At 61.9% G+C, this 24,932-nt stretch carries 18 protein-coding genes; 7 read left to right on the top strand and 11 right to left on the bottom strand.

Annotation, left to right across the window (positions count from 1 at the left end; translation table 11 throughout):
• Nucleotides 1-21 precede the first annotated feature (21 nt).
• The 8 genes from PSTU_RS0107460 to PSTU_RS0107495 form a co-directional block, all read right to left on the bottom strand.
• Nucleotides 22-849, bottom strand: a complete 828-nt coding sequence (locus PSTU_RS0107460) for an ABC transporter permease (protein ID WP_019340416.1) — start codon at nucleotides 847-849, stop codon at nucleotides 22-24.
• Nucleotides 846-1,772 (bottom strand): ABC transporter ATP-binding protein, encoded by a 927-nt coding sequence (locus PSTU_RS0107465; protein WP_019340417.1) that lies wholly within the window; start codon nucleotides 1,770-1,772, stop codon nucleotides 846-848. Before PSTU_RS0107465 ends, PSTU_RS0107460 begins: the two co-directional genes overlap by 4 nt.
• Entirely contained in the window at nucleotides 1,769-3,076 is a 1,308-nt protein-coding gene (locus PSTU_RS0107470; protein WP_019340418.1) for a nitrous oxide reductase family maturation protein NosD, read from the bottom strand. The genes PSTU_RS0107465 and PSTU_RS0107470 overlap by 4 nt, the downstream gene beginning before the upstream one ends.
• A 66-nt stretch (nucleotides 3,077-3,142) precedes the next feature.
• Nucleotides 3,143-5,044, bottom strand: coding sequence for a TAT-dependent nitrous-oxide reductase (gene nosZ / locus PSTU_RS0107475; protein WP_019340419.1), 1,902 nt, complete (start codon nucleotides 5,042-5,044; stop codon nucleotides 3,143-3,145).
• A 60-nt stretch (nucleotides 5,045-5,104) separates the two neighbouring features.
• Complete coding sequence (gene nosR, locus PSTU_RS0107480; protein ID WP_019340420.1) at nucleotides 5,105-7,285, bottom strand: transcriptional regulator NosR; 2,181 nt, start codon at nucleotides 7,283-7,285, stop codon at nucleotides 5,105-5,107.
• Between the two features lie 378 nt (nucleotides 7,286-7,663).
• Nucleotides 7,664-8,917, bottom strand: a complete 1,254-nt coding sequence (locus tag PSTU_RS0107485) for an acyl-CoA dehydrogenase family protein (RefSeq protein ID WP_019340421.1) — start codon at nucleotides 8,915-8,917, stop codon at nucleotides 7,664-7,666.
• 170 nt (nucleotides 8,918-9,087) lie between these two features.
• Nucleotides 9,088-9,528 carry a CopD family copper resistance protein gene (locus PSTU_RS0107490; RefSeq protein WP_019340422.1) on the bottom strand — a complete coding sequence of 147 codons (441 nt, stop codon included), beginning with the start codon at nucleotides 9,526-9,528 and terminating at the stop codon, nucleotides 9,088-9,090.
• 92 nt (nucleotides 9,529-9,620) lie between these two features.
• Nucleotides 9,621-9,944 carry a hypothetical protein gene (locus tag PSTU_RS0107495; RefSeq protein WP_019340423.1) on the bottom strand — a complete coding sequence of 108 codons (324 nt, stop codon included), beginning with the start codon at nucleotides 9,942-9,944 and terminating at the stop codon, nucleotides 9,621-9,623.
• Nucleotides 9,945-10,135: 191 nt separating this feature from the next.
• Here PSTU_RS0107495 and PSTU_RS0107500 point away from each other — a divergent pair, with 191 nt between their 5' ends.
• Nucleotides 10,136-10,534 carry a DUF488 domain-containing protein gene (locus tag PSTU_RS0107500; RefSeq protein ID WP_019340424.1) on the top strand — a complete coding sequence of 133 codons (399 nt, stop codon included), beginning with the start codon at nucleotides 10,136-10,138 and terminating at the stop codon, nucleotides 10,532-10,534.
• A gap of 3 nt (nucleotides 10,535-10,537) precedes the next feature.
• Here PSTU_RS0107500 and PSTU_RS0107505 read toward each other — a convergent pair whose 3' ends face one another.
• Nucleotides 10,538-11,536 (bottom strand): TRAP transporter substrate-binding protein, encoded by a 999-nt coding sequence (locus PSTU_RS0107505; RefSeq protein WP_051127869.1) that lies wholly within the window; start codon nucleotides 11,534-11,536, stop codon nucleotides 10,538-10,540.
• Between the two features lie 364 nt (nucleotides 11,537-11,900).
• A complete protein-coding gene (locus PSTU_RS0107510) occupies nucleotides 11,901-12,899 on the bottom strand; it encodes a TRAP transporter substrate-binding protein (RefSeq protein ID WP_029404666.1) in 999 nt (332 codons plus the stop codon).
• 357 nt (nucleotides 12,900-13,256) lie between these two features.
• Between PSTU_RS0107510 and PSTU_RS0107515 the strand changes: the two genes are divergently transcribed.
• From PSTU_RS0107515 to PSTU_RS0107525, 3 genes are all read left to right on the top strand, one after another.
• Nucleotides 13,257-14,240 carry an NAD(P)/FAD-dependent oxidoreductase gene (locus PSTU_RS0107515; protein WP_019340427.1) on the top strand — a complete coding sequence of 328 codons (984 nt, stop codon included), beginning with the start codon at nucleotides 13,257-13,259 and terminating at the stop codon, nucleotides 14,238-14,240.
• A 177-nt stretch (nucleotides 14,241-14,417) separates the two neighbouring features.
• A complete protein-coding gene (locus PSTU_RS0107520; RefSeq protein WP_019340428.1) occupies nucleotides 14,418-15,794 on the top strand; it encodes an L-serine ammonia-lyase in 1,377 nt (458 codons plus the stop codon).
• Nucleotides 15,795-15,956: 162 nt separating this feature from the next.
• Entirely contained in the window at nucleotides 15,957-20,138 is a 4,182-nt protein-coding gene (locus PSTU_RS0107525) for a CheR family methyltransferase (protein WP_019340429.1), read from the top strand.
• A gap of 183 nt (nucleotides 20,139-20,321) precedes the next feature.
• Here PSTU_RS0107525 and PSTU_RS0107530 read toward each other — a convergent pair whose 3' ends face one another.
• Nucleotides 20,322-21,878, bottom strand: a complete 1,557-nt coding sequence (locus PSTU_RS0107530; RefSeq protein ID WP_019340430.1) for a sigma-54-dependent phenylalanine hydroxylase transcriptional regulator PhhR — start codon at nucleotides 21,876-21,878, stop codon at nucleotides 20,322-20,324.
• Nucleotides 21,879-22,147: 269 nt separating this feature from the next.
• Here PSTU_RS0107530 and phhA point away from each other — a divergent pair, with 269 nt between their 5' ends.
• From phhA to PSTU_RS0107545, 3 genes are all read left to right on the top strand, one after another.
• Nucleotides 22,148-22,933: a phenylalanine 4-monooxygenase gene (gene phhA, locus PSTU_RS0107535; RefSeq protein WP_019340431.1), complete on the top strand. Its 786-nt coding sequence runs from the start codon at nucleotides 22,148-22,150 to the stop codon at nucleotides 22,931-22,933.
• A gap of 276 nt (nucleotides 22,934-23,209) precedes the next feature.
• Entirely contained in the window at nucleotides 23,210-23,566 is a 357-nt protein-coding gene (locus PSTU_RS0107540) for a 4a-hydroxytetrahydrobiopterin dehydratase (RefSeq protein ID WP_019340432.1), read from the top strand.
• Complete coding sequence (locus PSTU_RS0107545; protein WP_019340433.1) at nucleotides 23,563-24,759, top strand: amino acid aminotransferase; 1,197 nt, start codon at nucleotides 23,563-23,565, stop codon at nucleotides 24,757-24,759. The genes PSTU_RS0107540 and PSTU_RS0107545 overlap by 4 nt, the downstream gene beginning before the upstream one ends.
• Nucleotides 24,760-24,932: the final 173 nt, after the last annotated feature.

The raw sequence follows: 24,932 nt of genomic DNA on the forward strand, positions 1-24,932 counted from the left end.
TTACAGTTTCCTTTTCCATGGTCATGCGGGACGACGGCGGAAGACACCGTAGGCCAGCAGCAGTGAAGCACCCACCCAGAGCAACAGGCACAACCAGAGCGCCGCGCCCGGCACGGGTAGATCCCCACCCAGCGCCAGTACACCCATGGCATTGCCGCCTTCGAAGCCGGACAGATTGATCAAACGGTAGATATCGGCCGGGTTGAGCAGCAACAGCCAGGGCAGCGCGTCAGGGCTGAAGCTACCTTCGCTGAGTACCAGCAGCGCCAGCAGGACCAGATCGAACACCAGCACGAAGAGAAACCACACCCCAAGCGCCAATCCCGCTGCGCTGGATTTCTCGCTGACTTTGCTGCTCAGCACATAGGCCAGGGCGAGAAACACCCAACCGAGGAGCGTCGAGGAGATCATGAAGCGGCCGAAGGCCCAGAGCAGCAGGCCGATCTCGATATTTTCCACCAGCGCGGCGATGGCCAGCATGGCGCAGCCGAAGCCGATCAGCACTGCCAGTGCCAGGATCAGCCCGTGGCCGACGAACTTGCCCAGCAGGATCTGTCCGCGCCCCAGCGGATAGGTAAGTAGAAGCATCAGGGTGCCGCCCTCGTCCTCGCCAACAATGGCGTCGTAGGCCAGCAACAGTGCGATCAGCGGCATCAGAAAGGTCGCCAGGCTCGCCAAGCTGGCGATGGTCGCCGGAATCGAGGTAAAGCCGAGCTGACCGGATGCTGCCGCGCCGAGCCAGGCGATACCCACCGCCAGCACCGCGAACAGCAGGCTGATGGCCAGTAACCAGCGGTTGCGCAAACCGTCGCTGAATTCCTTGCGGGCAATGTTCCAGATCTGGTTCATAGCGTGCCCTCCGCCGTGCGCACATCGCCGGCGCGTTGCATGTAGTAGCGATACAGGTCCTCCAGCGACGGCTGGTGGATCTCGATGTCATCCGGCTCGCCCTCACCAAGCAACTCGCGCAACAGCGGCAGCTTGTGGCCGTTGATTGCGCTGACTTCGACGCTGCGCTCACCCAGCGAGCGGGCGCTATGACCAGCGGCGTCCCAACGCTGCAACCAGCCGGCGCTGTCGCCGATACCACTGGCGCGAATGCGCACCGGCAGCCCTGCCTCGACGCGCAGCTGCGCCAGGCTGCCGACAGCCTGCAGTTGGCCCTTGGCGAGAATCGCCGCCCGGTTGATATGCGCCTCGACGCCGGGTAGCACATGCGAGCAGAGGATCACGCTGGTGCCGCGCTGGCGCATGCGGTCGATTAACTGGTAGAGATCGCCGGTGGCGATGGGGTCCAGCCCGACGGTGGGCTCATCCAGCAGCAGCAGGCGTGGCTCGCCCAGCAGCGCTTGCGCCAGGCCGAGGCGCTGGCGCATCCCTTTGGAATAGGTCTTCACTCGGCGCTCAGCTGCGTGGGACAAACCGACCTGCTCCAGCAATTCGTCGACCTGCGCCAGTGACGCGCCTTTCAGCCGGGCAAAATGGCGCAACGTCTCGCGACCACTGAGCTGCGGATAGAACGTTACGTTTTCCGGCAGGTAACCCAGTTGGCGACGGACCTCGGGATCATGCGGTGCCCGACCGAGCACACGCACCTGCCCTTCGCTAGGCGAAAGCAGGCCGAGGATCAACTTCATGCTGGTGGTCTTGCCGGCGCCATTGTGGCCGAACAGACCCAACACCTCGCCCTCGCCGAGGGTCAGATTCAGATCATGCAGCACGGTCATGCTGCCGTAACGCTGGTTCACGCCCTGGATGTCTACCGCGCTCATGGCGTTGGCTCCTGCGTTTTGCTAATCAATAGTTCGGTTGGCGGCTTCATCAGCGGATGGCTGTCCTGCACGCCGGGCGACTTGATGACCGGGAAGGCGCGCTGAACCCAGCGCAACACTTCGATACTCGGGCTGTTCATCAGCAATCGCACCTGCGGATAAAGCCACAGCAGGCGGTCGACGTTGTCGTTGGGCTCGTAAGCCACGTCACCCAACCCGTCGCTGTTACGGTCCCAGCCGAGGTAGTCGCTCCAGTAGTTTCCACGGCCGTCGATGGACCATTCCTGCGTGCGGGTGGCCACGTACTTGACCTGCTGCTGGTTGCCGATGAAGGCGTTGCCAGAGATGCGATTGTCTTCCGAACCAGCAGTCAGGTGGATGCCCAGCGCGCTTTTCTCGAAGCGGTTGCCTTCGATGGTATTGAACAATGAGTTGTAGATGAACAGTGCCTTGCCCTCGGCACCCGAGATCATGCTGTCGCCGGTCGAGCCGCTGCGCACGTTGCTGACGACGTTGTCGCGGATGGTCGAATAGGTGATGTAGTTCATCAGGATGCCGTAGTTCTCATCCTCCTCGGAGCGGTTGCCGATAACCTCCAGCTTGCGGCTCTGCATCAGTGCATAACCGGTACGGGTGCGACGGGTGATATTGCCGATTACGCTGTTGTCGTTGGCAAACATGTAGTGCACGCCGTAACGCAGATCCTCCAGCACGTTACCTTCGATATGGTTGCCGTTGGAGGTATCGATATAGATGCCGTCACGGGTGTTGCGCACCTGATTATCGATGATCCGCGCACCGCTTACCGCGTACAGATGGATACCGTTGCCACGGTCCTGGGAGCGTACGTTCGGGTCACCTTCGATGACGTTGTCCAGCAGGCTGACATCTTTCGAGCCGTCGACCCAGACGCCAAAGCCCGGCCCACGCAGCTGGTTGTTGCGGATGACGACACGCTGCGCCTTCGGCTGGATGAAGATGGCCGCGTTCATTTCGGTGAGATCGCGTCCCCAATCGAGCAAGGTGCAGCCTTCAACGGTTACATCCGACGCCTCGATCAGCAGCCCGTTGCCCTCGCCTCCTGCCTGCAACACCGCGCCGGGCTCGCAATGCAGCTCCATGGACTGGTCGATGCTGAACTGACCGGTGTATTCACCGGCCGGCAGGCGCCAGCGGTTTTGCCCTTGCGCCTCGAGCGGCAAGGTGGTGATAGGTTGCGGTGCCGCCTGAGCCACACCGCCGAATAGAGCCAGCAGCAGTGCTGCCAGCGGTTGAAGCCTCGATGTCGCCTGAGACCTGAGCACTACGTTGTTCCTCTTCAGCTTCCAGGCAGGTGAAAAGGCGGGAGCGATCGCTCCCGCCCGATCCGGTTACGCCGGCTCGACCAGCATACGGCCGACCATTTCCATGTGCAGCGCGTGGCAGAACCAGCTGCAGTAGTACCAATGCAGGCCGGGCTTGTCGGCCGTAAAGGTAATGGAAGAGGTCTGCTGCGGGCTGATTTCCATGCTCGCGCCGTGGTTGGTCATGACGAAACCGTGGGACACGTCCTCGATCTGGTCGATGTTGGTGATGGTCACGGTGACCTCATCGCCCTGCTTGACGGTGAACTCGGTCATGCCATAGGTCGGTGCCATGGAGGTCATGTACACCCGCACCTTCTTGCCATCGCGGATGACCTTGTTGTCGGTCTCCAGCTTGACGCCGTCTTTCTTCGCCATCTCAACGGTCGGCGCGAAGAACGGATCGTTACGGTCCCAGATTTTCTTCGGCTTGATCTGGTCACGGCGAGCCAGGATGCAGTCGTGCGGTTCGGCATAAGTCGGGCCGTCATGCACCAGCTTCATTTCTTCGCCAGAAATATCGATCAGCTGGTCGTTCTCCGGGTGTAGCGGGCCGGTCGGCAGGAAGCGGTCCTTGGAGAATTTGCACAGCGCCACCAGCCACTTGCCATCGGCTTCGCTGGTTTCGGTCAACGAGGCGTGGATGTGGCCCGGCTGGTACTGCACGTCGAGCTTCTGCCTGATGTAGTTGACCTTCTCGCCCTTGTAGGCGCGCACCGCGTCGGCCATGTTCCACTTCACCACCTGGCTGTCGATAAACAGCGTGGTGTAGGCGTTGCCACGACCGTCAAAGGTGGTGTGCAGCGGGCCGAGGCCAAGTTCGGGCTCGCCAGCGACAACATCGCGCGGGTCCTTCAGCTTGCCGTCGAACAGATCGTCGAGCTTGGCGATTTCGATCATGGTGACGGTAGGCGACAGCTTGCCGGCGGCGATGAAATACTTGCCATCGGACGAGGTGTTGCAGCCGTGCGGGTTCTTCGGCACCGGGATGTAACGCGTGAATTCGGAGCCGGCACGGCCGTCGATCACTGGAACCTTGGAATCGCCGATCGTGCTGAACTTGCCGGCTTTGACGGCCGCTTCGATGCGCGGGATGTTGTAGACCACCACCCAGTCGCGCTCGTTGCGCATCATGCCGCCCAGGTCGTAGGCCTTCTCCGAGTTGTAGCAGGTGGAGGCGGCGTACTTGCCGGTGTAGTCGGCGTCGGTGTTGTCCAGGTTGCCATCGACGATGACCTGGAAAGCCATCTCCATAGTCTCGGCATCGATGACGTTGAACATCGTGTAGGCGTTCTCAGCCTGCAGATCGTACGAGCTGCCGTCGTTTGGATGCGGGATGACGAATTCGGCGTTGGCGAACACGTACTTGGTGTGCGGCACCTTCTGCAAGCGCAGGCCGTGAATGGCCTGGACGTTCGGCACGGTGAGCATCTTGTCGCACTTCATGATGTCCAGACGGATACGCGCGACGCGGCTGTTGGCCTTGTCGTTGATGAACAGGTACTTGCCGTCGTACTTGCCATCGGTCATCGAGATGTGCGGATGGTGGCAGTCGCCGTTCAGGAACTTGGCGCTCTCGCCCATGATGTGCTTGCTTTCGTTGGTCAGCCCCCAGCCTGTGGCGGAGTCGACGTTGAACACCGGGATACGCATCAGCTCGCGCATCGATGGCACGCCTACCACGCGCACTTCGCCCTGGTGACCACCGCTCCAGAAGCCGTAGTAGTCATCCAGTTCGCCCGGTGCGATGTGAATCTTCTGCTGCGCGTCCTTGACCGCTGCGGCCCAGGTTTCGCGGCTCATTACCGCACCGCCGAAGGCGGTTGCTGCAACGGCGGCGCCGGTCAGGGCACTGGCGCCCAGGAAGCCGCGACGGCTTAATCCGTTCTTTTCCAGCGTTTCGGGGAGGTTCTTGCTCTTGTCGCTCATGGGGGTATTGCTCCTTAGCGTGTACAGACAGGTCAAACGATCGATTGTGAGCGCTCGTGATCAGGCGCTCTGCGGGTCTACCACTTGCACTACAGGGATCAGCGTTGGGCCAGACGGGGCTTTCTTGCCGCGTTTACTGCGCTTGTTCTTCACGATCAGCGGCGGGCACTTGTTGTCGTTGTGATAAGTCATCTGGCAATCGAGGCAGTAGTGGCACTCGTTGTGATTGATGTGTCCGTCCGGGTGAATCGCCTGGACTTCGCATTCGTTGGCGCAAACCTGACACGGGTTGCCGCACTCCTTGCGCCGCTTGAGCCAGTCGAACAGGCGGAAGCGGCCAGTGATCGCCAGGCCCGCGCCCAGCGGGCAGACGTAACGGCAGTACACCTTGCGGGTGAAGATATTGATGACCAGCAGCACCACGGCGTAGGCAACGAACCACCATTGGCGATCGAACCTGAGGGTGATGGCGGTCTTGAAGGGCTCAACCTCGGCGGCCTTCTCGGCCATCATCATCGACTCGAGGGAAATGCCGAACAGCACCAGCAGGACGATGTACTTGATCGCCCAGAGCCGTTCGTGGACCGCGAAAGGCACATCGAACTGACGAATCTTGAGTTTGCGCGCGGCCTCGTTGATCAGCTCCTGCAAGGCACCGAACGGGCACAGCCAGCCGCAGAACACGCCGCGTCCCCAGAGCAGGACGCTCGCCGCGGTAAAGGTCCAGAGGATGAAGATCACCGGATCGGTCAGGAACAGCTCCCAACGGAAGTCCTGCACCAGCGCATGCACGAAGGTCAGCACGTTGACCACCGACAGTTGCCCCAAGGCATACCAGCCAATGAACACGACGGTGAAAATCAGGTAGCCGTGGCGCAGCTTTTTCAGGAAGTTGGGGTGCTGGGTGAGCTTGTCCTGCATGAACAGAATGACAGTCAGCAGAAGCAGCGCAGCCAGGATCACGCCAATCTGAAAGCTCTGCTGATACCAGATGTTCACCCACATCGGCCGGTTGGCTTCCTCGATGGCGGCCAGCTCGTCAGCGGTCGGTTGCGGTCGCTCGATGTATTGCTCAGGCATCTGATAAGGCAATTCGAAGCTGGTGAACATGCCGCTGACCGGGCCGGTCTGGCGGCGCACCAACAGTTCCAGGGTCCAGGGTGAACCAGGGTCGAACGCGGCGTGCTCACGAATAATGAACACCGCCATTTCGCTGAAATCCGGCATGCCTTCGGCGTATACGTCGTCGAGCCGCTGGAAGTCCATGTCGCGGAAGCTGATCACGTTGCCGAACTGGCGCAGCTGCACCCGATCGAAGATGCCACCGCGCACATAGCCCGAGCCCTTGAACGAGTACTCGCCACTGCCCATGACCGCGACGGCGTGCTCGCCCGGCTTGAGCTCCTTCATCAGATCGGCGAAGTGTGTATCGCCGAGCAGCGCCCGGCCGATGGTTGGCGGGTTCAGGTGAGTGGCGTAGAGATCGATGAAGGTCTCGTCGACCTCCTCCGGCGCGGCCTCGTCGACACCTTCGGCTTCGGTGCCTTTGAACGCCTGATCGATGTCGCCCTTGGTCAGGTGGAGGCGACGGATCGCGCCGTTGCCGGTCAGCTCGCTCCAGGTCGCGGGCTCGTAGAAATCCTCGCGAACGGTGGCCGGCTTTTGCGTCGCACCGGCCTTCTCTTCCACCAGCCCGAGCGACACGGCAACGTCGTGGGCTGCGCGCATGACGATTTCATTGACCACCATGACCGTAACGGTGGCACCGGTGACCGCATCGATGGTGACCGCATTCTTGTCCTTGGACCGGCCGACCACGACCCGTTGATCGACCTTGATGCCGCGGTACTTGGCGTTGAACGCGTGCAACTCTTCTTCAGGGATACCGATGAGCAGGATCGGCTCATGGTGCTCGAGTACGTACGCATCGACGATCACGCCCTGCGGGTCGAGCAGCACCTGCATGTTGATCGGCTTGCCGGAGTAAGCCGGAATATCCACCACATTGATGGACTGGAAGGCGTAGCCCAGTACTTCGTCGCCTTGGGTGATCGTGCGGACCTGGTACTCGCCTTCGGCAGCCGAAACGCTGGCGTCCGGGAAGAACTGTTCGATGCGCTGTTGCTCGACGTCGTATTCCTTGGCATGAGCGAACGTGCTGAACATCAGCGCCATCAGCAGGGCGAAGCCGAGCCCCCATGCGCCTCTAGTGCCAGCTGCGAGAGAGAGAACGGACTTCATAAGCTACCTACCTAATGCTGCGAATATGGGCCGATAGTAGGCGCGCGCGACCACCGCGTCACTTGACGTTTATCAAGATCGATCCGGTAAGGCTGATTGCATTGAGCCACGTCAATCCGATGGTTGGCTGCGACAACAATCGGACGACCGCCATCGGGTTAATACAGGTGCCGCAAAGTCTAGAACAGACCGAAGCGCCAAATGTGCCGCTGGTCGATTTACCCGCGGTATGAACCCTGCGGCGTGCCGCGCCGGCCGACTCTGGCGGCCCACACACGCTTCGGTCTTGATACATTTCGGTGCGCTGGGGCGTAGCGTGGATCGCACTGCACTGGTCCACAAAATAGGCCCCGGCGGTTTCAGAAATCGACGACCCCTCTAGGCATTGCGCCCAGGCGGCGTCAGGTAGGCGGCCGTTGCGCCACGATTGGCTTCGCTGGCCTTGATTTCCATCCGGGCGATGCTGCGCAGATGCACCTGGTCGGGGCCATCGGCGAAGCGCAGGGCCCGCCCGCCGGTCCACATGTCTGCCAGCGGCGTATCGGGCGTCAGGCCCATTGCGCCGTAGACCTGCATGGCGCGATCAGCGACGTTGGTCAGCATTCGGGGCACCAGCGCCTTGATCATGGAGATCTCCTTGCGCGCCGCCTTGGCACCGACCTCGTCGATCATCCAGGCGGTCTTCAGCACCAGCAGCCGCGCCTGTTCGATTTCGATGCGGGACTCGGCAATCCAGTCGCCAACATTCGAATACTGCTGCAGGTATTTGCCGAACGCCTTGCGCTCCTGGCAGCGCTCGACCATCAGTTCCAGCGCCAGCTCGGCCATGCCGATCGAGCGCATGCAGTGGTGGATTCGCCCCGGCCCAAGGCGGGCCTGGGCCATCATGAAGCCCTCGCCTTCCTTACCCAGCAAATTGCCTGCCGGCACCCGCACATTACGCAGAACCAGCTCGCTGTGGCCTTCCGGTGCCAGGTGATTCATCACCGGAATATTGCGTACCAGCTCGACACCGGGCGTGTCGAACGGCACCAGAATCATGCTCTGCTGCTGGTGGGTCTCTGCAGCCGGGTCGGTCTTGCCCATGACGATCAGCAGCTTGCAGTTGGGGTGCGAGGCGTTGGTGATAAACCACTTGCGCCCGTTGATCACGTAATCGTCGCCATCGCGCCGGATCAGCGTCTGGATATTGGTGGCATCGGAGGACGGCACGTCCGGTTCGGTCATGGCGAAGGCCGAGCGGATCTCGCCGTCAAGCAAGGGATTCAACCAGCGCTGGCGCTGCTCCGGCGTGGCGAACATGTGCAGCAGCTCCATGTTCCCGGTATCCGGCGCATTGCAGTTGAACACCTCCGACGCCCAGTGCACGCGCCCCATGATCTCGGCAAGCGGCGCGTACTCCAGATTGCTCAGCCCCATGCCCGGCTCATCCTCGCCGAGCGAGGGCAGGAACAGGTTCCACAGCCCTTCCGAACGCGCCAGCGCCTTGAGATCCTCCATGAACGAAACCGGATAGACCCCGGCCGCAACCTCCATATGCCAGGCGCCGATACGCGGCACGATGTACTGATCCATGAACGCGAGAAGCTGCTGACGCAGCGCTTCGACACGTGGGCTATAGGCGAAATGCATCGGACACCTCGAAGGTCAGACGGGTCGGGAATGCACTCACCATAGGCGCGGTAAGGCAGAAAAAGAACAAGTCTAAAGCAGCTGAATCAGTCGCCAATCACGGCGGCTGATAGCGCGACGGGGTTGACCGAGGTCATCGCCCGCAAGGCGCCAATGCACTAGCGCTGCCCTTACCAGCGCAGATAGAACATCCCCTTGGCCAGCAACACGATGCCCACCATCTGCGCGAAGATCGCCCAGTGGATGCGCCGATAGCGGGTCGGCGTCATGCGCCCGCTGCGCAGCAGCATGGCGACCATACCAAAGGTGAAAAAGACCCCGACCGCCAGCAGAATCTTCAGTGACAGCAAGGTCGCAAAGCTGCTGGCGAATGGGTCGGCCAATGCCTGGCGGTGATACCAGGCCAGCCCGATACCCGCGCCGTAGACGAACAGTACGACCCAGTGCAGCACCACCCGCAAGCGCGCGCCGACCGCCTTGTCGACCCTTTGCATCAGTTCCGGCTCGATTTGCTGGCGCACGCGGCTGAGCACCGCGACCTCGACGAACAATGTGCCGATAAAGAAGATCGCCGCCAGCAGATGGATGACATGCAACAGGGAATAGCTCATCACGGCTCCTTCGGTTGTGGTGCCGCCCAGCCTAGCAAAGCCACAAGCGCCGCAGAACAGCGCTCAGCGATTCAGCTCGCAGGTTGTCACCCTTAGCGTTGCACCTGCTGCCCGACGACCAGGCTGTTGTTCGACGTGCGCAGTCGCGATCGGCTTCCATCGTCTTTCTCGATCACGTAGAGGGTTTGCTCCAGACCGGCCGCTTCCTGCACCTCCTGCCCGGCCAGGTAACCCAAACCGCCACCGATCAGCGCACCGATAGGGCCGCCGGCAACCGCTCCCAGCATAAGCCCGCTAAGCCCACCGAAACCGCCACCGACGACGCGATCCTCACGTGCCGATACCACCTCATCGGCGCTGGCCAGCGAGCTGGCGAACAGGGTTGCGCAGGTAACCAAAGCGACTAGATTCTTCATACGATGCTCCGCTGTGTATTGTGTTGTCACCTGTGTACAGTCATAAAGCGTGCCGCTTTTAATTGCCTTCATATTCAATGAGTTAAAGTCATAAGCGTATTTTCCACCCTGAACATACGGGTCATTTATACCCGTCAAAGAGTATTTTTAACCCAGCACTAAAACCGCCTCTCAGCATGGAGACCATTGCAATGATCCGCTGCAAACGCGCCTACGAGCCGCCAGCACTCGATGACGGCCATCGGGTGCTGGTCGATCGTCTATGGCCTCGCAACCAGCGCAAGGAAACGCTGGCACTCGATGACTGGTGCAAGGCGCTGGCGCCCTCCAACGAACTGCGCCGCGCGTTCAAATCCGGCAAGCTGGCGTTCGAGCGTTTTCGAGAGGATTACCGACGGGAACTGGCGGGCCATCCCGAGCACTGGTGGCCGCTGCTGGATATTGCGGCAAGCGGCCAGCTAACGCTCGTCTACGCCGCGCGCGACGAGCAGCAGAACAACGCGCAGGTGTTGGCCGAATGGCTGGAAGAGGAGTTGGAGCGGCGCGACAGGCCAAGCTCGCCGACCTGCTATGCCGGCGAGCGAATGTGACGATCAGCGCTTGCGGTTGACCGTTAGTGCGGCGCGGATCACGTCGGCACCGATCTCGTTTTCGTAGGACTGCCAGACCGGCATCATTTTTTCGCGCCAGGCTTGGCGCTGCTCGGCGGTCAGCACGATCAGCTTGCTGCTGCCGCTGGCGAGGATTCGGTCGCGGTCGCGCTGGTTCAGCGCTGCGGCTTCCCGGTTCACCACCTGGGTCACTTCGAGAATGATGCCCTCGAGCTCGGAGCGCACAGCAAAGGGCATGCTCATCCAGAACTTCGAGCTGGTCACCAGCATGTAGTTGAGCACCCCGTGGTTGCTCTCGGTGATGAACGGCTGAACCTTGTGCATGTTCTGGCTGGCAATGTTCGACCAAGGGTTTTCCGCGCCCTGGACCACACCCGCCTGCAACGACTTGTATACCTCGGCGAAGGGCAGCACTACCGGCTTTGCCCCTACCGCGCTGAACTGTGCTTCAAGCACCGAGGAGGGTTGCACGCGAAACGCCAATCCGGCGGCATCTGCAGGCATACGCAGTGCCGTAGTAGCGGAAAGTTGCTTAAGGCCGTTGTTCCAGTACGCCAGGCCATAGATGCCGGAGTCGGCCATCGAGCGTAGCAATTCACGGCTCATTTCGCGCTTCTGGAAGCGCTGAACGGCCGCGTCGTCATCGAACAGGAAGGGCAGATCGAAGACCTGCAGCTTCTTCGTGTACTTGCCGAACTTCGACAGCGAAGGCGCGAGGATCTGCACCTCGTTGTTCAGCAGCGCCTGCATCTCGTCGGCATCACCGACCAGTGTCGAGTTCGGGTAGACCTCAACCTTTACCTTGCCGCCCAAGCGCTCATGCACCAGTTTCTGGAACAACAATGCCCCTTTACCCTTGGGCGTGTCGTCCGCTACCACGTGGGCGAACTTGATGACGAACGGCTCGCCTTCGGCCGCCATGACCGACGCACTCAACCCAGACAGGACTGCAACTACCGCAGCAACGCAAAACTTGAACATCTGACCCCCAACGGAAATAGCCCGAATCGACGCCTTGTGAGCACCGTTCGAGTGGTTAATCGACAACGATAAGGCCTGACTCACGCAGCGGCGTGGTCGGTTCGCTTTCTTCAACTCGAGTTGGCCAGATCATCTCGACTGCGGCGGTCGGCGGCTGGCCTTTATTGGAATGCGGCTGGCGAAAAGCAGGGCGCTAGGGCCGTTACCAACCGAGCGGAAGTCTTCGCGATCACCGGGCGTGGCACAAGGCCAGAAAGTCCAACCAGCTCTCAAAACGACACATTGGTTGAGCGCGCAGTGAGTGCGCGCTCGGCAGGAGTCAGCTGAAGCACCAGCGCCCATACGGCGCCGGAACAGGCCCGCACTAGCGGCGGTTGACCGTCAGCGCCGCACGCATGACGTCGGCGCCGATCTGCGACTCGAAGGATTTCCATACCGGCTGCATCTTGGTGCGCCAGGCCTGGCGCTGCTCGGCGGTGAGCGTAACGAGCGTACTGCTGCCGCTGGCCAGGATGCGTTCACGCTCGCGCTGATTGATTGCAGCAGCCTCTGCATTCACCGTCTGGGTCACCTCGAGCAGGATGTTTTCCAGCTCGGAACGCACCGCGAATGGAATGCTGGTCCAGAAGGCGGAGTTGGTCACCAGCATGTAGTTGAGCACGCCATGGTTGGTTTCGGTGACATAGCTCTGCTTTACCCCGGCGTTCTGCCCACGCATGTTCGACCAGGGGCCTTCGGTGCCTTGCACCGTGCCGCTCTGCATGGCTTTCGCCACGTCGGAAAAGGGTAGCCGGATGGCCTTGGCATCTACTGCCGCGAACTGCGCTTCGAGTACCGATGACGGCTGAATGCGAAACGCCAGACCCGCCGCGTCCGTCGGACTGCGCAATGGCTGGCTGGCCGACAACTGCTTGAGACCGTTATTCCAATAGGCCAGACCGTAGATCCCGCGGCCGGCCATCGAGCGCAGCAGCTCGCGACTCATCTCGCGCTTCTGGAAGCGCGCCACCGCCGCCTCGTCGTCGTCGAACAGGAACGGCAGATCGAAGACCTCCAGCTTCGGCGAGTACTCGGTGAACTTGGACAGCGACGGCGCCAGCATCTGCACCTTGTTATCCAGCAATGCCTGCATCTCATCGGCGTCGCCAACCAGCGTCGAGTTCGGATACACCTCGACCTCCACCGCACCGGCGAGCCGCTCGCGAACCAGTTTCTGGAACAGCAAGGCGCCCTTGCCCTTTGGCGTGTCGTCCGCGGCGACATGGGCAAACTTGATCACGATGGGTTGCGCGGCGCTGGCCGCCACCGGTGCGAACAACAGGTACAGCGCCACACAAGGCGCAACGAAAAACGATCTGAACAATTTGACCCCCACGGGAAATGAGCTCGACGCGACGCCTCGTGAGCACCGTGCGAGTGATGTATTGCAGTTCGATATGCTCAGGTGCTGCCTGGTAAGGCGCGCCTGAAGACGTACAGCGGGGTGACCAGAGCACCACGACGAATCGAAGGCTGGCCTTTATTGGAATGGCGGTGACCGGCCAGTACGGATTGAATCCAGCCAGTCACCAAGCGGCGCATTTTTCGCCACCAGAGGCTCTAGCACAAGGGTTTAACGTCGAACCAGCTCTCAAAACAGAACATTGCACTCATCGGAATATGCGAACTTTCGAACCGCCCCTCACTTCTACTGGCAACATCTTGGCCACTGCGATCTGCCATGAACGACGAATCGACCCCACCGCCGCCACACCCCGCGCCAATCGACTGCCTGATTGTGGGTGGCGGGCCGGGCGGATTGACTGCAGCGCTCTATCTCGCACGCTTTCGCCGTAGCTGCATGGTCGTGGACGCCGGTTCCAGCCGCGCGTCGTGGATACCGCGATCGCATAACTACCCAGGTTTCCCGCCGGGGATCAGCGGCAATGATCTGCTGGCTCGCCTACGGGAACAGGCCAGGGGCTATGGCGCGCGACTCGAGCATGGTCGGGTCGAACATATCGAACCCCATGTCGATGGCTTCAGCGTGCGCTACAGCGACAAGCACTGCGTGACCCGCCGGATCATCCTGGCCACCGGCATTGAAGACACCCTGCCGGACATGCCCGATGTCGAGCAGGCAATCGGCGAAGGCAAGGTGCGCTTGTGCGCGATATGCGACGGTTATGAGGTCAACGGTGACAACGTCGCGGTCTACGGCGAGGCGGAATGCGCCATTGGCCATGCGGTGTTTCTGCGCACCTTCAGTGACCAGGTCACGGTGGTCGTCCATGGCGAGCCCAATGCCTGCGACCAGGCCATCGCACTGGCCGAGCACTATGGTATTCGGGTGATCAGTGATCGAGTCGAGTCCCTGCACCCCTGCGAAACCGGCATCGAACTGCTGACCTGCGGTGGTGACCGGCATCATTTCGACTTCATTTATCCCAACCTGGGCGCGCGATATCGCTCAGACCTGGCGTTGCAGCTGGGCATCGACTGTGACGAGTGTGGCGGCATCCAAGTGGACGACCACCTGCAAACCACCCTGCGCGGTCTCTATGCCATCGGCGATGTGACCCTTGGCCTGAAGCAGATGAGCGTCGCCATCGGCCAGGCGGCGCAGGCGGCAACGGCGGTGCACAACAGCCTGGAAGCCAACCCCTGGGGTGGCTCAAGGCTGGATAGCACAGGCAGCGCGGCGGCCGACAGCGCTGGGCGATAGCACGCTATGCGTGCGCAACAAGCCGGTGCGCGCACCTCGCCGCAAAGCGCAGCGACATCGTTTTGCCTGTTTGCAGATCAGGGCGCTGCCGACGCGCCGCGTTGCCGATTCTTATCCGCCGCCGCCAATGGTGAAACAGCTAGGCTGTCTACAAGACTGTTCGCTTCGGAGCCATTCATGTCACTCAGCGTGTTCGACCTGTTCAAGATCGGTATCGGCCCTTCCAGCTCCCATACGGTGGGGCCGATGCGCGCCGCGTTGCGTTTTGCCGAGGGGCTCAGGCGTGACGACCTGCTTGCCACCACTGAACATCTGAGGGTCGAGCTGTACGGCTCGCTCGGCGCCACCGGCAAGGGCCATGGCAGTGACAAGGCGGTGTTACTGGGCCTCGAAGGCGAGCGGCCCGAGGACGTCGATACCCACGGCATCCCCCAGCGCATGGCGGCGATGCGCGAATCCCACGAACTGCGCCTGCTGGGCGAAAAACTCATTCGATTCGAAACCAGCAATGACCTTCAATTCATCCGCAAGCCGTTGTCCTTCCACCCCAACGGCATGATTTTCCGCGCCCTCGATGCCGCCGGCCTGCAGTTGCGCAGTCGCGAGTACTACTCGGTAGGCGGCGGCTTCGTCGTCGACGAGCAAGCTGCAGGCGATGACCGCATCGTTGAGGACACCACGCCGCTGCCCTACCCTTTTCACAGCGCCAACGAGCTGCTCGCACTGTGCGACACGCATGGTCTATCGATCAGCCAGCTGATGCTGGCCAACGAGGCCGCCTGGCGCCCGGAGGCTGAAACACGAGCGGGTCTGCTGAAGATCTGGCAGGTGATGCAGGATTGCGTAAAGGCAGGGTGCAATACCGAAGGAATCATGCCCGGCGGGCTAAAGGTCCAGCGCCGCGCTGCCGGACTCTACCGGCAACTCAGCGGACATCCGGAAGCCAATCTGAGCGACTCGCTCAACGTGCTGGACTGGGTCAACCTGTACGCATTGGCCGTCAACGAGGAGAACGCCGCGGGCGGCCGGGTGGTAACCGCGCCAACCAATGGCGCAGCGGGAATCATCCCTGCCCTGCTGCATTACTACTCACGTTTCATCCGTGGCGCCAACGAAGACGGTGTGGTGCGCTTTCTGCTCACCGCGGCGGCGATCGGCATCCTGTACAAGGAAAACGCGTCCATCTCCGGAGCGGAGGTCGGTTGTCAGGGCGAGGTCGGCGTGGCCTGCTCGATGGGCGCCGGCGCGCTGTGCGAAGTCCTCGGTGGGACGGCGAGACAGGTGGAGAACGCCGCTGAAATCGGCATGGAACACAACCTCGGGCTGACCTGCGACCCGGTTGGCGGGCTGGTGCAGGTGCCGTGCATCGAGCGCAACGCCATGGGTTCGGTGAAGGCCATCAATGCGGCGCGCATGGCTCTGCGCGGTGATGGCAGCCACTTCATTTCGCTGGATAAAGTGATCCGCACCATGCGCCAGACAGGTGCGGACATGAAGAGCAAATACAAGGAGACCGCACGGGGCGGGCTGGCCGTGAACATCATTGAGTGCTGACGCCAGCCGCACGGGAACTCTGGTTCGCCGCCGGCAGTAATCACCATCACAAAGCCTTATCATCCATTCGACGGCGCCACGTTCGATGGATGAATTTCCTCGCCCTGGTAGCTGTCTCCCTCTTTGACGACCGGGAACGTCTGAGTAGACGTTGAGGAATTGATGAGCATCAGCCCTGAAGCATCTGCGCCCCAAAACAGCCCCTTGGCCCGAAGCACACTGACGTTTCCTGTGGTCGGCATCGGCGCCTCGGCGGGCGGGATTCAGGCGCTGCTTACGCTGTTCGAGCACATGCCGAACGATTGCGGCATGGCGTTCGTGGTGATCATGCACCTGTCGCCCAAGCACGAAAGCAATGTCGACAAGATCATTCAGAACGTCACCCAGATGCCGGTGCTGCAGGTCACCCAGCCGGTAGCCATCGAACGCAACCATATTTACGTGATCCCGCCGGCGCTGGACCTGTCGATGAACGACGGTTACCTGCGCCTGCAGCAACCGGAGCGTGAGCGCGGCCCGCAGGTCGCGATTGATCTGTTCTTTCGCGCCCTGGCGGACGTGCATCACAGCCACGCGGTGGGGATCGTGCTTTCCGGAACCGGCGCCGATGGCTCAGTGGGCCTGTCGCGCATCAAGGAACAGGGCGGCGTGACCCTGGCGCAGGCGCCGGAAGATGCGGAGTACGATTCGATGCCGGCCAGCGCCATCGAGACCGGCATGGTCGACATCGTGCTGCCCGTGGCGGAGATGCCGCAGCGGCTGGTTGAGCTGTCGCAGAATCTCCAAGTGCTGTTGACCCGCAAGGATCCGCTGCCACCATTGGGTGAGATCGAGCAAAACGACAAGCCTGACGGTCAGGTTGAACACGAGCAGGCACACACGCAATCCAAGCCCAACGAATTGGCGTTGCGCGAGATTCTTGCGGCGTTGCGTGCGCGCACCGGCCACGACTTCCGTCACTACAAGCAAGCCACGGTGTTGCGCCGTATCGAGCGGCGCATGCAAGTCAACGCCCTGCGCGACATGCCAAGCTACGCCCGCCACCTACAAAGCCACCCGGAAGAAACCCCAGCACTGCTGGCCGACCTGCTGATCGGCGTCACCAACTTTTTCCGGGACCGCGAAGCGTTCGAGGCCCTGGAGCGCGACGTGCTGCCGGCGTTATTCGAACAGAAGCTCGAAGCGGACAACAGCGCCCTGCGCGTCTGGTCGGCGGCCTGTTCCACCGGTGAGGAAGCCTATTCGCTAGGCATGTTGCTGGCCGACCAGGCCGAACGCAGCAGCGCGCGCGGGCGCATCCAGATGCAGCTTTTCGCCACCGACATCGACGAGCGCGCCCTGGAAACCGCCCGCGCCGGCATCTACCCGGAAGCCATCATCACCGATGTGCCGCCGACGCGGCTGCGGCAGTATTTCATCAAGGAGCAGAACCATTTCCGCATGCAGAAGGAGCTGCGCGAGCGAATCCTGTTCGCCCGCCACGACATCCTGCGCGATCCGCCGTTCTCGCGACTGGACATGATTTCCTGCCGCAACCTGATGATCTACCTGGACCGGGACATCCAGATCGAAGTGCTGCGTATGTTTCATTTCGCGCTCAACCCCGGCGGCTACCTGTTCCTCGGCAACTCGGAAACGGCCGATGCCTGCAGCCAGTATTTCACCCCGGTAGACAAGAAGAACCACATCTACCGCGCCAAGGATGTCGGCTCCGCCCTGCGCCGCGCACCGACGGGCTCCTTCCAGGGTTTCGCGCTGTCCACGCCGCCGCGGCCGCCGCTTAACGAGCCCTATCGGCGCAACAAGAAGTTTTCCTTTGCCGACGTGCACCAGCGCGCCCTTGAGCAGTACGCGCCGCCCAGCGTGATCGTCAATCACGACGGCGAAATCGTCCACATGTCCGACATGGCGGGAAGCTTCCTGCGCTATGTCGGCGGCGAACCCTCGCTGAACCTGACCACGCTGATCCACCCACAGCTGCGCCTCGAACTGCGCACCGCGCTGTACCAGGCCACCCACACCGGTAAAAGCGTCGAGGCGCAACGCGTTCGGCTGGAACGTGACGGCCGCAACTTCTACGTGAACATGGTGGTTCGGCCGTTCCGCGACAACGAGGCTGGCAGCGAGTACATGCTGGTGCTGTTCGACGAACTCGAAGCCTGCGTAGAGAACCGCACGCTAGAGCACCCGGACACCCCGGAAACCAAGGACAGCGTCCTGACCCAGCTCGAAGCGGAGCTGCAGCAGACCAAGGAACAGCTGCAAGTCACCATGGAGCAGTCCGAGACTTCCACCGAGGAGCTGCGCGCCTCCAACGAAGAATTGCAAGTTATAAATGAACAGCTGCGTTCGGCCACCGAAGAGCTGGAGACCAGCAAGGAAGAGTTGCAGTCGATCAACGAAGAGCTGACCACGGTCAACTGCGAGCTCAAGACCAAGGTCGACGAGACCAGCAAGATCAACGATGACCTGCAGAACCTGATCTCCTCGACCGACATCGCCACGGTTTTCGTCGACCGCAAGATGCGCATCAAGTGGTTCACGCCGCGCGCACGGGACGTCTTCAACGTCATTGACAATGACGCCGGCCGGTCGTTGCTCGACATCACCCATCGCCTCAACTATCCCAAGCTGCACCAGGACGCTGCCGAGGCGTTCGGCGAGCTGCATTTGGTTGAGCGCGAGATAAGCAACCGCGACGGTGACCGCTGGTATCTGGCGCGTTTTCTGCCTTATCGAACCCTGGACGACCGTATCCAGGGCGCGGTGCTGACGTTCATCGACATCACCGACAGGCGTCGCGCCGAAGCGCAGCTCGAGGCCGGGCAGGCGCACCTGCGCCTGCTGGCGCAGAGCACCAAGGGCTACGGGATCATCACGCTCGATTGCGACGGCATCATCACCACATGGAATCGAGGCGCCGAGATCATCTTTGGCTACACAGGCCGGGAGGCAATCGGCCAGTGCATCGACATGATCTACACCGAAGCGGACCGCAGCGCCGGCGTTCCAGCGGCCGAGCGCAAGCGTGCACTGGAGTACGGACAGGCTTCGGATGAACGCTGGCACCTGCGCCGGGACGGCTCGCGATGCTTCTTCAGCGGTCTGGTCAACGCTTTGGTGGATAACGACGGAACCGTGACTGGCTTCGCCAAGATCGCCCGCGACCTCACCGAAGAACGACAGCAAAGCACCGATCAGCAGAGCGAACTGGAAAGCATCCAGGCCGCCAACTCTCAAAAGGATCAGTTCTTCGCGGTCCTCTCGCACGAACTCAAACACCCGCTCAACCTGATTCAGCTCAACACCGATCTCCTGGCCCGCTCCCAGGTGGCGAAGCACTCCCCGAGCCTGCGCAAGGCGACCCAGTCGATCCAGAACGCGGTACGCAGCCAGTCGCGGATCATCGACGATCTGATGGACGTGTCGCGCATCCGCACCGGCAAGCTCAAGCTGCAATTCTCGACCCTGAACTACCAGGAGGTGCTGTGCGGGATCGAGGCGGTATTTGCGCCACTCGCCCAGGGCGAGAATGTCACCTTCGACTCCTACAAGCCGGACCAGCCGATCTATATCCACGCCGATCCGACGCGTCTCGACCAGATCATCTGGAACCTGTTGAACAATGCCTGGAAGTTCACCAAGGGCGGCGAGCGCATCTGCATGCAACTGGAGCGCGATGGCGACCAGGCGCGCCTGGACGTGATCGACAGCGGCGAAGGCATTTCCGCAGACTTTCTGCCCAAGGTCTTCGACATGTTCGGCCAGGCGGAAATGCAACATGCCCAACGCTCCAAGCACGGTCTGGGCATCGGCCTGGCGCTGGTCAAGCAGTTGGTCGAAGCCCACAACGGCCGCATCGAGGCGTTTTCAGAAGGCCTTGGCCGTGGTGCGCGGTTCAGTGTCTGGCTGCCCGTGCATCTGCAAGCCGAACTGGAGCTCAGCGAGCGGGAGCGTGACGGTGAGATAGGCAGCCTGGCGGGGGTCCGCATCCTGCTGGTCGACGATTCGCCGGATATCCTCGAAACCATGTGCGAGCTGCTAGAGAGCGAGGGTGCGGACGTGACCACCGCCGACAGTGGCGCCAAGGGCATCGAGCAGGCCGAGCAGGCACGCTTCGACGTCATCGTCTCTGACATCGGTATGCCGGAGATCGACGGCCACAGGATGATGACCGCGATCCGCAGCGGCGGCGCCAACACCGACACGCCCAGCATCGCCCTGACCGGCTACGGCACCCTGCGCGACGTAGAAAACGCCAAGGCCGCTGGCTTCACCTTGCATCTACGCAAGCCTATCGATCTGCAAGCCCTGATCGATGCGGTGACCCAGGCGGTGAATTGAACCAGGCACGCACCGGCTCGCGGCCCTTCGTAGCAGCGAGCTTGCTCGTGATCCCAGACGGTCAACCGCGACACAGCCGCAACCACCTTTGATCGCCAGCAAGCTCGCTCCTACAGAAAGCGGCTCGACTTTTATGCAGCTTAGACAGCCGCTTGAGCGGCTACCTGCTGCGCCGCGTGCAATTCAACCGTCCTTTACAATTCCGTATCCCCGCAGCTTGTTGGCCACGGTGGTGTGCGAAACGCCGAGGCGTTTGCCCAGCAGCCGGCTGCTGGGATGGCGTTGATACAACTCCTGCAGCACCGCCTTTTCGAAGCGGCCGACGATGTTTTCCAGATCGCCGTCCAGCGAGAAGTCCCCCAACGGCTGCGGTGAGCCATAGTCCGGCAGGCGGATGTGTTCGGGCTTGATGACCCCGCCCTCGCACAGCGAAACCGCCTGGAACAGGGTGTTCTCCAGCTGCCGCACATTGCCCGGCCAGTGGTAGGCAGCCAGGCGTTCCAGCGTCTGCGCTGACAGGCTCGGCAAGGCGCAACCGATCTGCCGGCTGGCCTGATCGAGAAAGTGCAGCGCCAATAGCTCCAACCCGTCCAGGCACTCGCGAAGTGGCGGAATATGCAGCGACAGCACGTTAAGGCGGTGATAGAGATCCTGGCGGAATTCGCCTTTGGCGCAGAGGTCGGACAGGTCCAGCTGAGTCGCGCAGATCACCCGCACATCCAGGTAAACCTCCTCGTCACTGCCCACCCGGCGGAAGCAGCCATCCTGCAGGAAGCGCACCAGCTTGGCCTGTAAGCGCGTGCTCATCTCACCGACGCCATCGAGAAACAACGTGCCGCCTGCGGTCAACTCCAGCAGGCCCAGTTTGCCCTCCGGGCGCGCGCCTTCGAAGGCACCCGGTCCGTAGCCAAACAGCTCGGTTTCGGCCATGGATTCCGGCAGGCCAGCGCAGTTCAGCGCCATGAACGGCGACTGCCCGCGCGGGCTGGACAGATGACAGGCGCGCGCCAGCAATTCCTTGCCGGTGCCGGTCTCGCCCTCGATCAGCAACGGCGCATCCAGCGGTGCCATGCGGCGCGCTTCACGGACCACAGCAGCCATAACCTTCGAGCTCTGGAAAATGCTGTCGAAGCCGCGCAGCTCCTGCTTGCGCACGTTGTAGATACGCTCCCCCACCCGGTCGGCACGATGCAAGGTCAGCACCGCACCGGCCAGCGCCTCGCTGTCATCGTGCTCCGATTGCAGCGGGGCGATGTCGGCGAGGAACACATCGCCCTTGATGGTCACGCGCAGGCCATTGATGCGCGCCTTGTTCGCTCGCACCAGCTCCGGCAGGTCGAAGTCTTCGGCGTAGCGCGACAGGCTCATCCCCGGCACCTCGTCCACCCGCACCCCGAGCAGCTGCGCCGCAGCGCGGTTGGCCGCCACGATGGCGCCGGCCATGTCGATGGACAGCACGGGAAATTCCAGCGCGCCGAGCAGCGCATTGAGCTCCAGTGAATGTCGCTCGCTGGGCATCAACCCGACCTTGCGCACCTCGAACACGCCCTGCAGCGCCTCGATCTTCGGCCGCAGCGCCTGCAGTTGCAGGTTCATCAGGTTCGGGCAATGCAGGTAGACGGCATTGCCGTGCTCGCCACCCACTTCGCCGCGGGCGACGTTTATGCCGTAGTCGACCAGCAGTTCGAGCATGTCACGGAGGATGCCAACGCGGTTCTGGCAGTGAATCTTGATACGCATGCAAGGGTGCCTTTGGGCTTGTTGTTATGAGCGGCGTCCACTTTTTGCGGATCGCCTTTGATTTTCGTCAAGATTATTTGACAGACACACCAGCAAGCAAGGCGATATCTCAAAGACTACGCCAAACTGTAATTATTTCGTTACACAGCACGGCTCATGTTCACGCTTTTCATAACGCCAATGGACTCGCCACAGCGCTGGCAGCGCGATCAGATGGAGGCATCCCATAACAACAAAGACTCAAGCGGCCGCCCCGCTCAGGAGGTCAGATGAAAGCCACTAAATACGTAGCCCGAGAACCGGATGCGCAGGGTCACATCCACTATCCGGACACTGAACATGCGGTTTGGCAAACCCTGATCGAACGCCAGCTGAAACTGCTCGACGGCCGCGCTTGCCAGGAATATCTGGATGGCATCGAACAGCTCGCGCTGCCCCACGACCGTATCCCCCAACTGGGCGAAATCAACCGCGTGCTGGATGCGACCACCGGCTGGCAGGTCGCCCGTGTGCCGGCGCTGATTCCCTTCCAGACTTTTTTCGAGCTGCTGGCAAGCAAGCGTTTCCCGGTTGCCACCTTTATCCGCACGCCGCAAGAACTGGATTACCTGCAGGAGCCGGACATTTTTCACGAGATCTTCGGCCACTGCCCGCTGCTGACCAACCCCTGGTTCGCCGAATTTACCCACACCTACGGCCAGCTCGGCCTCAAGGCGACCAAGGAAGAACGCGTCTACCTGGCGCGGCTGTACTGGATGACCATCGAATTCGGCCTGGTGGAAACCTCCGCCGGACGGCGCATCTACGGCGGCGGAATCCTCTCCTCGCCCAAAGAAACGCTCTACAGCCTCTCCGACGAGCCCGAGCACCAAGCGTTCGACGTGGTGGAGGCGATGCGCACGCCCTATCGCATCGACATCCTTCAGCCGGTGTACTTCGTCCTGCCGGAGCTCAAGCGGCTGTTCGACGTGGCCCATGAAGACATCATGGCCCACGTACGCAGCGCCATGAACCTCGGGCTGCATCAGCCGAAGTTTCCGCCGAAAGCGGCGTGATCACTGTCGAAATGACCGCGCGTGAGGCACGCCGACGTGGCGACCAGGCCGATTCGCGGTCAAGACCGCTCCCACGACATCTGCCCATTTATCCACTCTGTAGGAGCGGCCTCGGCCGCGAAGCGTTGTGGCTCGCAGGATGGATGATGCTGAAGGCTCACCCCGATGAAGCCTCTCTGCACCGTGCCCTATCGAACGCCATACGCGTACCAACCTGCGGCGTTGCCCACCCGACGCTGCTTAACTCTTACCAACCTCACCACAAAGGACCCGACCATGACCGCCCTCACCCAAGCCCACTGCGAAGCCTGCCGCGCCGATGCACCCAAGGTGTCCGATGACGAACTGGCCGAGCTGATCAAGCAGATCCCGGACTGGAACATCGAGACCCGCGACGGCCACATGGAGCTGGAGAAGGTCTTCCTGTTCAAGAACTTCAAGCATGCGCTGGCCTTTACCAATGCCGTTGGCGAGATCGCCGAAGCCGAAGGTCACCACCCCGGCCTGCTCACCGAGTGGGGCAAGGTCACCGTCACCTGGTGGAGCCACTCGATCAAAGGCCTGCACCGCAACGACTTCATCATGTCCGCGCGTACCGACGAGGTCGCGAAGAACGCCGAGGGTCGCAAGTGAAGCATTTCACGGACGTGGCGCGGGTGCCTGGCGACCCGATTCTCGGTCTGCTCGATGCGTACCGGGCCGATCCGAATCCGGCCAAGCTCGACCTCGGCGTCGGCGTCTACAAGGACGCACTTGGAATAACGCCCATCCCCAAAGCCGTGAAGCTGGCCGAGCAGCGCCTGATCGAGAGCGAAAAAACCAAGAGCTACATTGGTGGCCACGGCGACCCGTTGTTCGGTGAGCAGCTGTTGCAACTGGTGCTGGGCGAAAACTCGCCAGCGCTGGTCGAGCACCGTGCCGGCTGCACCCAGACGCCCGGCGGCACCGGCGCACTGCGGCTGGCTGGCGACTTCATCGCCAAATGCCTGCCGGGGCGCAGCCTCTGGCTCAGCGACCCGACCTGGCCGATCCATGAAACCCTGTTCGCTGCGGCGCGCTTGAAGGTCAAGCACTATCCCTACGTCGACGCGCAGAACCGCCTGGACGTGCCGGGCATGCTCGCCGCGCTGGAGCAGATCCCCAGCGGTGACGTGGTGCTGCTGCACGCCTGCTGCCACAACCCCACCGGCTACGACCTGAGCCGTGACGACTGGCGCCAGGTGCTGCAAATCGTGCGCCGCCGCGAGCTGCTGCCGCTGTTCGACTTCGCCTACCAGGGCTTCGGCGACGGCCTGGATGAAGACGCCTGGGCCGTCCGCCTGTTCGTCGCTGCCTTGCCGGAAGTACTGATCACCAGCTCCTGCTCAAAGAACTTCGGCCTGTATCGTGAGCGCACCGGTGCGTTGATCGCGGTCACCGCCGACGGAGAGTCGCTGATTGATGTGCGCAGCCAGTTTGCCTCGGTGGCACGCAACCTCTGGTCGACACCGCCCTCACACGGTGCTGCGGTGGTCGCGACGATTCTGGCCAACCCCGAACTGCGTCAGCTCTGGCAACAGGAAGTCGCCGCCAAACGCGAGCGCATCGCTGGTTTGCGCCAGGGGCTGGTGGAAGCGCTTGCGCCCTATGGGTTGGCGGAGCGCTTTGCGCATATCGCGCAACAACGCGGGATGTTCTCCTACACCGGCCTTACCGCCGAGCAGGTGCTGCGCCTGCGGCGAGAGGATGCGGTGTATCTGGTCGAAAGCGGGCGGGCGAACATCGCCGGGCTGGATGCGGCGCGGCTTGACCAATTGGCGGCGGCCATCGCCCGCGTCACCGGCTGATCACACGCCACTCGCTCGAAGCCCGGAGGCCGGCCGACATGACCGGCCTCCGCGTTTTCCGGCTCGGTTCAACATCAACGCCCTCCCCGCGCGTCAAGCGAACCGCCAACCGAGCGCGCCCGTCTCGCCCCATCCACCCGCCCGTCAAGCACCTCTCTGAAGGTCTGGAACTC

The organism is Stutzerimonas stutzeri SDM-LAC, from assembly GCF_000235745.1.
Lineage (GTDB): Bacteria > Pseudomonadota > Gammaproteobacteria > Pseudomonadales > Pseudomonadaceae > Stutzerimonas > Stutzerimonas stutzeri_H.

Bases quoted from the DNA above. Each gene is read 5' to 3' on its own strand.
- PSTU_RS0107515 (WP_019340427.1), top strand. From the start codon at position 13,257: ATGAACGACGAATCGACCCCACCGCCGCCACACCCCGCGCCAATCGAC.
- nosR (WP_019340420.1), bottom strand. From the start codon at position 7,285: ATGAAGTCCGTTCTCTCTCTCGCAGCTGGCACTAGAGGCGCATGGGGG.
- PSTU_RS0107460 (WP_019340416.1), bottom strand. From the start codon at position 849: ATGAACCAGATCTGGAACATTGCCCGCAAGGAATTCAGCGACGGTTTG.
- PSTU_RS0107530 (WP_019340430.1), bottom strand. From the start codon at position 21,878: ATGCGTATCAAGATTCACTGCCAGAACCGCGTTGGCATCCTCCGTGAC.
- PSTU_RS0107490 (WP_019340422.1), bottom strand. From the start codon at position 9,528: ATGAGCTATTCCCTGTTGCATGTCATCCATCTGCTGGCGGCGATCTTC.
- PSTU_RS0107485 (WP_019340421.1), bottom strand. From the start codon at position 8,917: ATGCATTTCGCCTATAGCCCACGTGTCGAAGCGCTGCGTCAGCAGCTT.
- PSTU_RS0107525 (WP_019340429.1), top strand. From the start codon at position 15,957: ATGAGCATCAGCCCTGAAGCATCTGCGCCCCAAAACAGCCCCTTGGCC.
- PSTU_RS0107505 (WP_051127869.1), bottom strand. From the start codon at position 11,536: ATGTTCAAGTTTTGCGTTGCTGCGGTAGTTGCAGTCCTGTCTGGGTTG.
- phhA (WP_019340431.1), top strand. From the start codon at position 22,148: ATGAAAGCCACTAAATACGTAGCCCGAGAACCGGATGCGCAGGGTCAC.
- PSTU_RS0107520 (WP_019340428.1), top strand. From the start codon at position 14,418: ATGTCACTCAGCGTGTTCGACCTGTTCAAGATCGGTATCGGCCCTTCC.
- PSTU_RS0107495 (WP_019340423.1), bottom strand. From the start codon at position 9,944: ATGAAGAATCTAGTCGCTTTGGTTACCTGCGCAACCCTGTTCGCCAGC.
- nosZ (WP_019340419.1), bottom strand. From the start codon at position 5,044: ATGAGCGACAAGAGCAAGAACCTCCCCGAAACGCTGGAAAAGAACGGA.
- PSTU_RS0107500 (WP_019340424.1), top strand. From the start codon at position 10,136: ATGATCCGCTGCAAACGCGCCTACGAGCCGCCAGCACTCGATGACGGC.
- PSTU_RS0107540 (WP_019340432.1), top strand. From the start codon at position 23,210: ATGACCGCCCTCACCCAAGCCCACTGCGAAGCCTGCCGCGCCGATGCA.
- PSTU_RS0107465 (WP_019340417.1), bottom strand. From the start codon at position 1,772: ATGAGCGCGGTAGACATCCAGGGCGTGAACCAGCGTTACGGCAGCATG.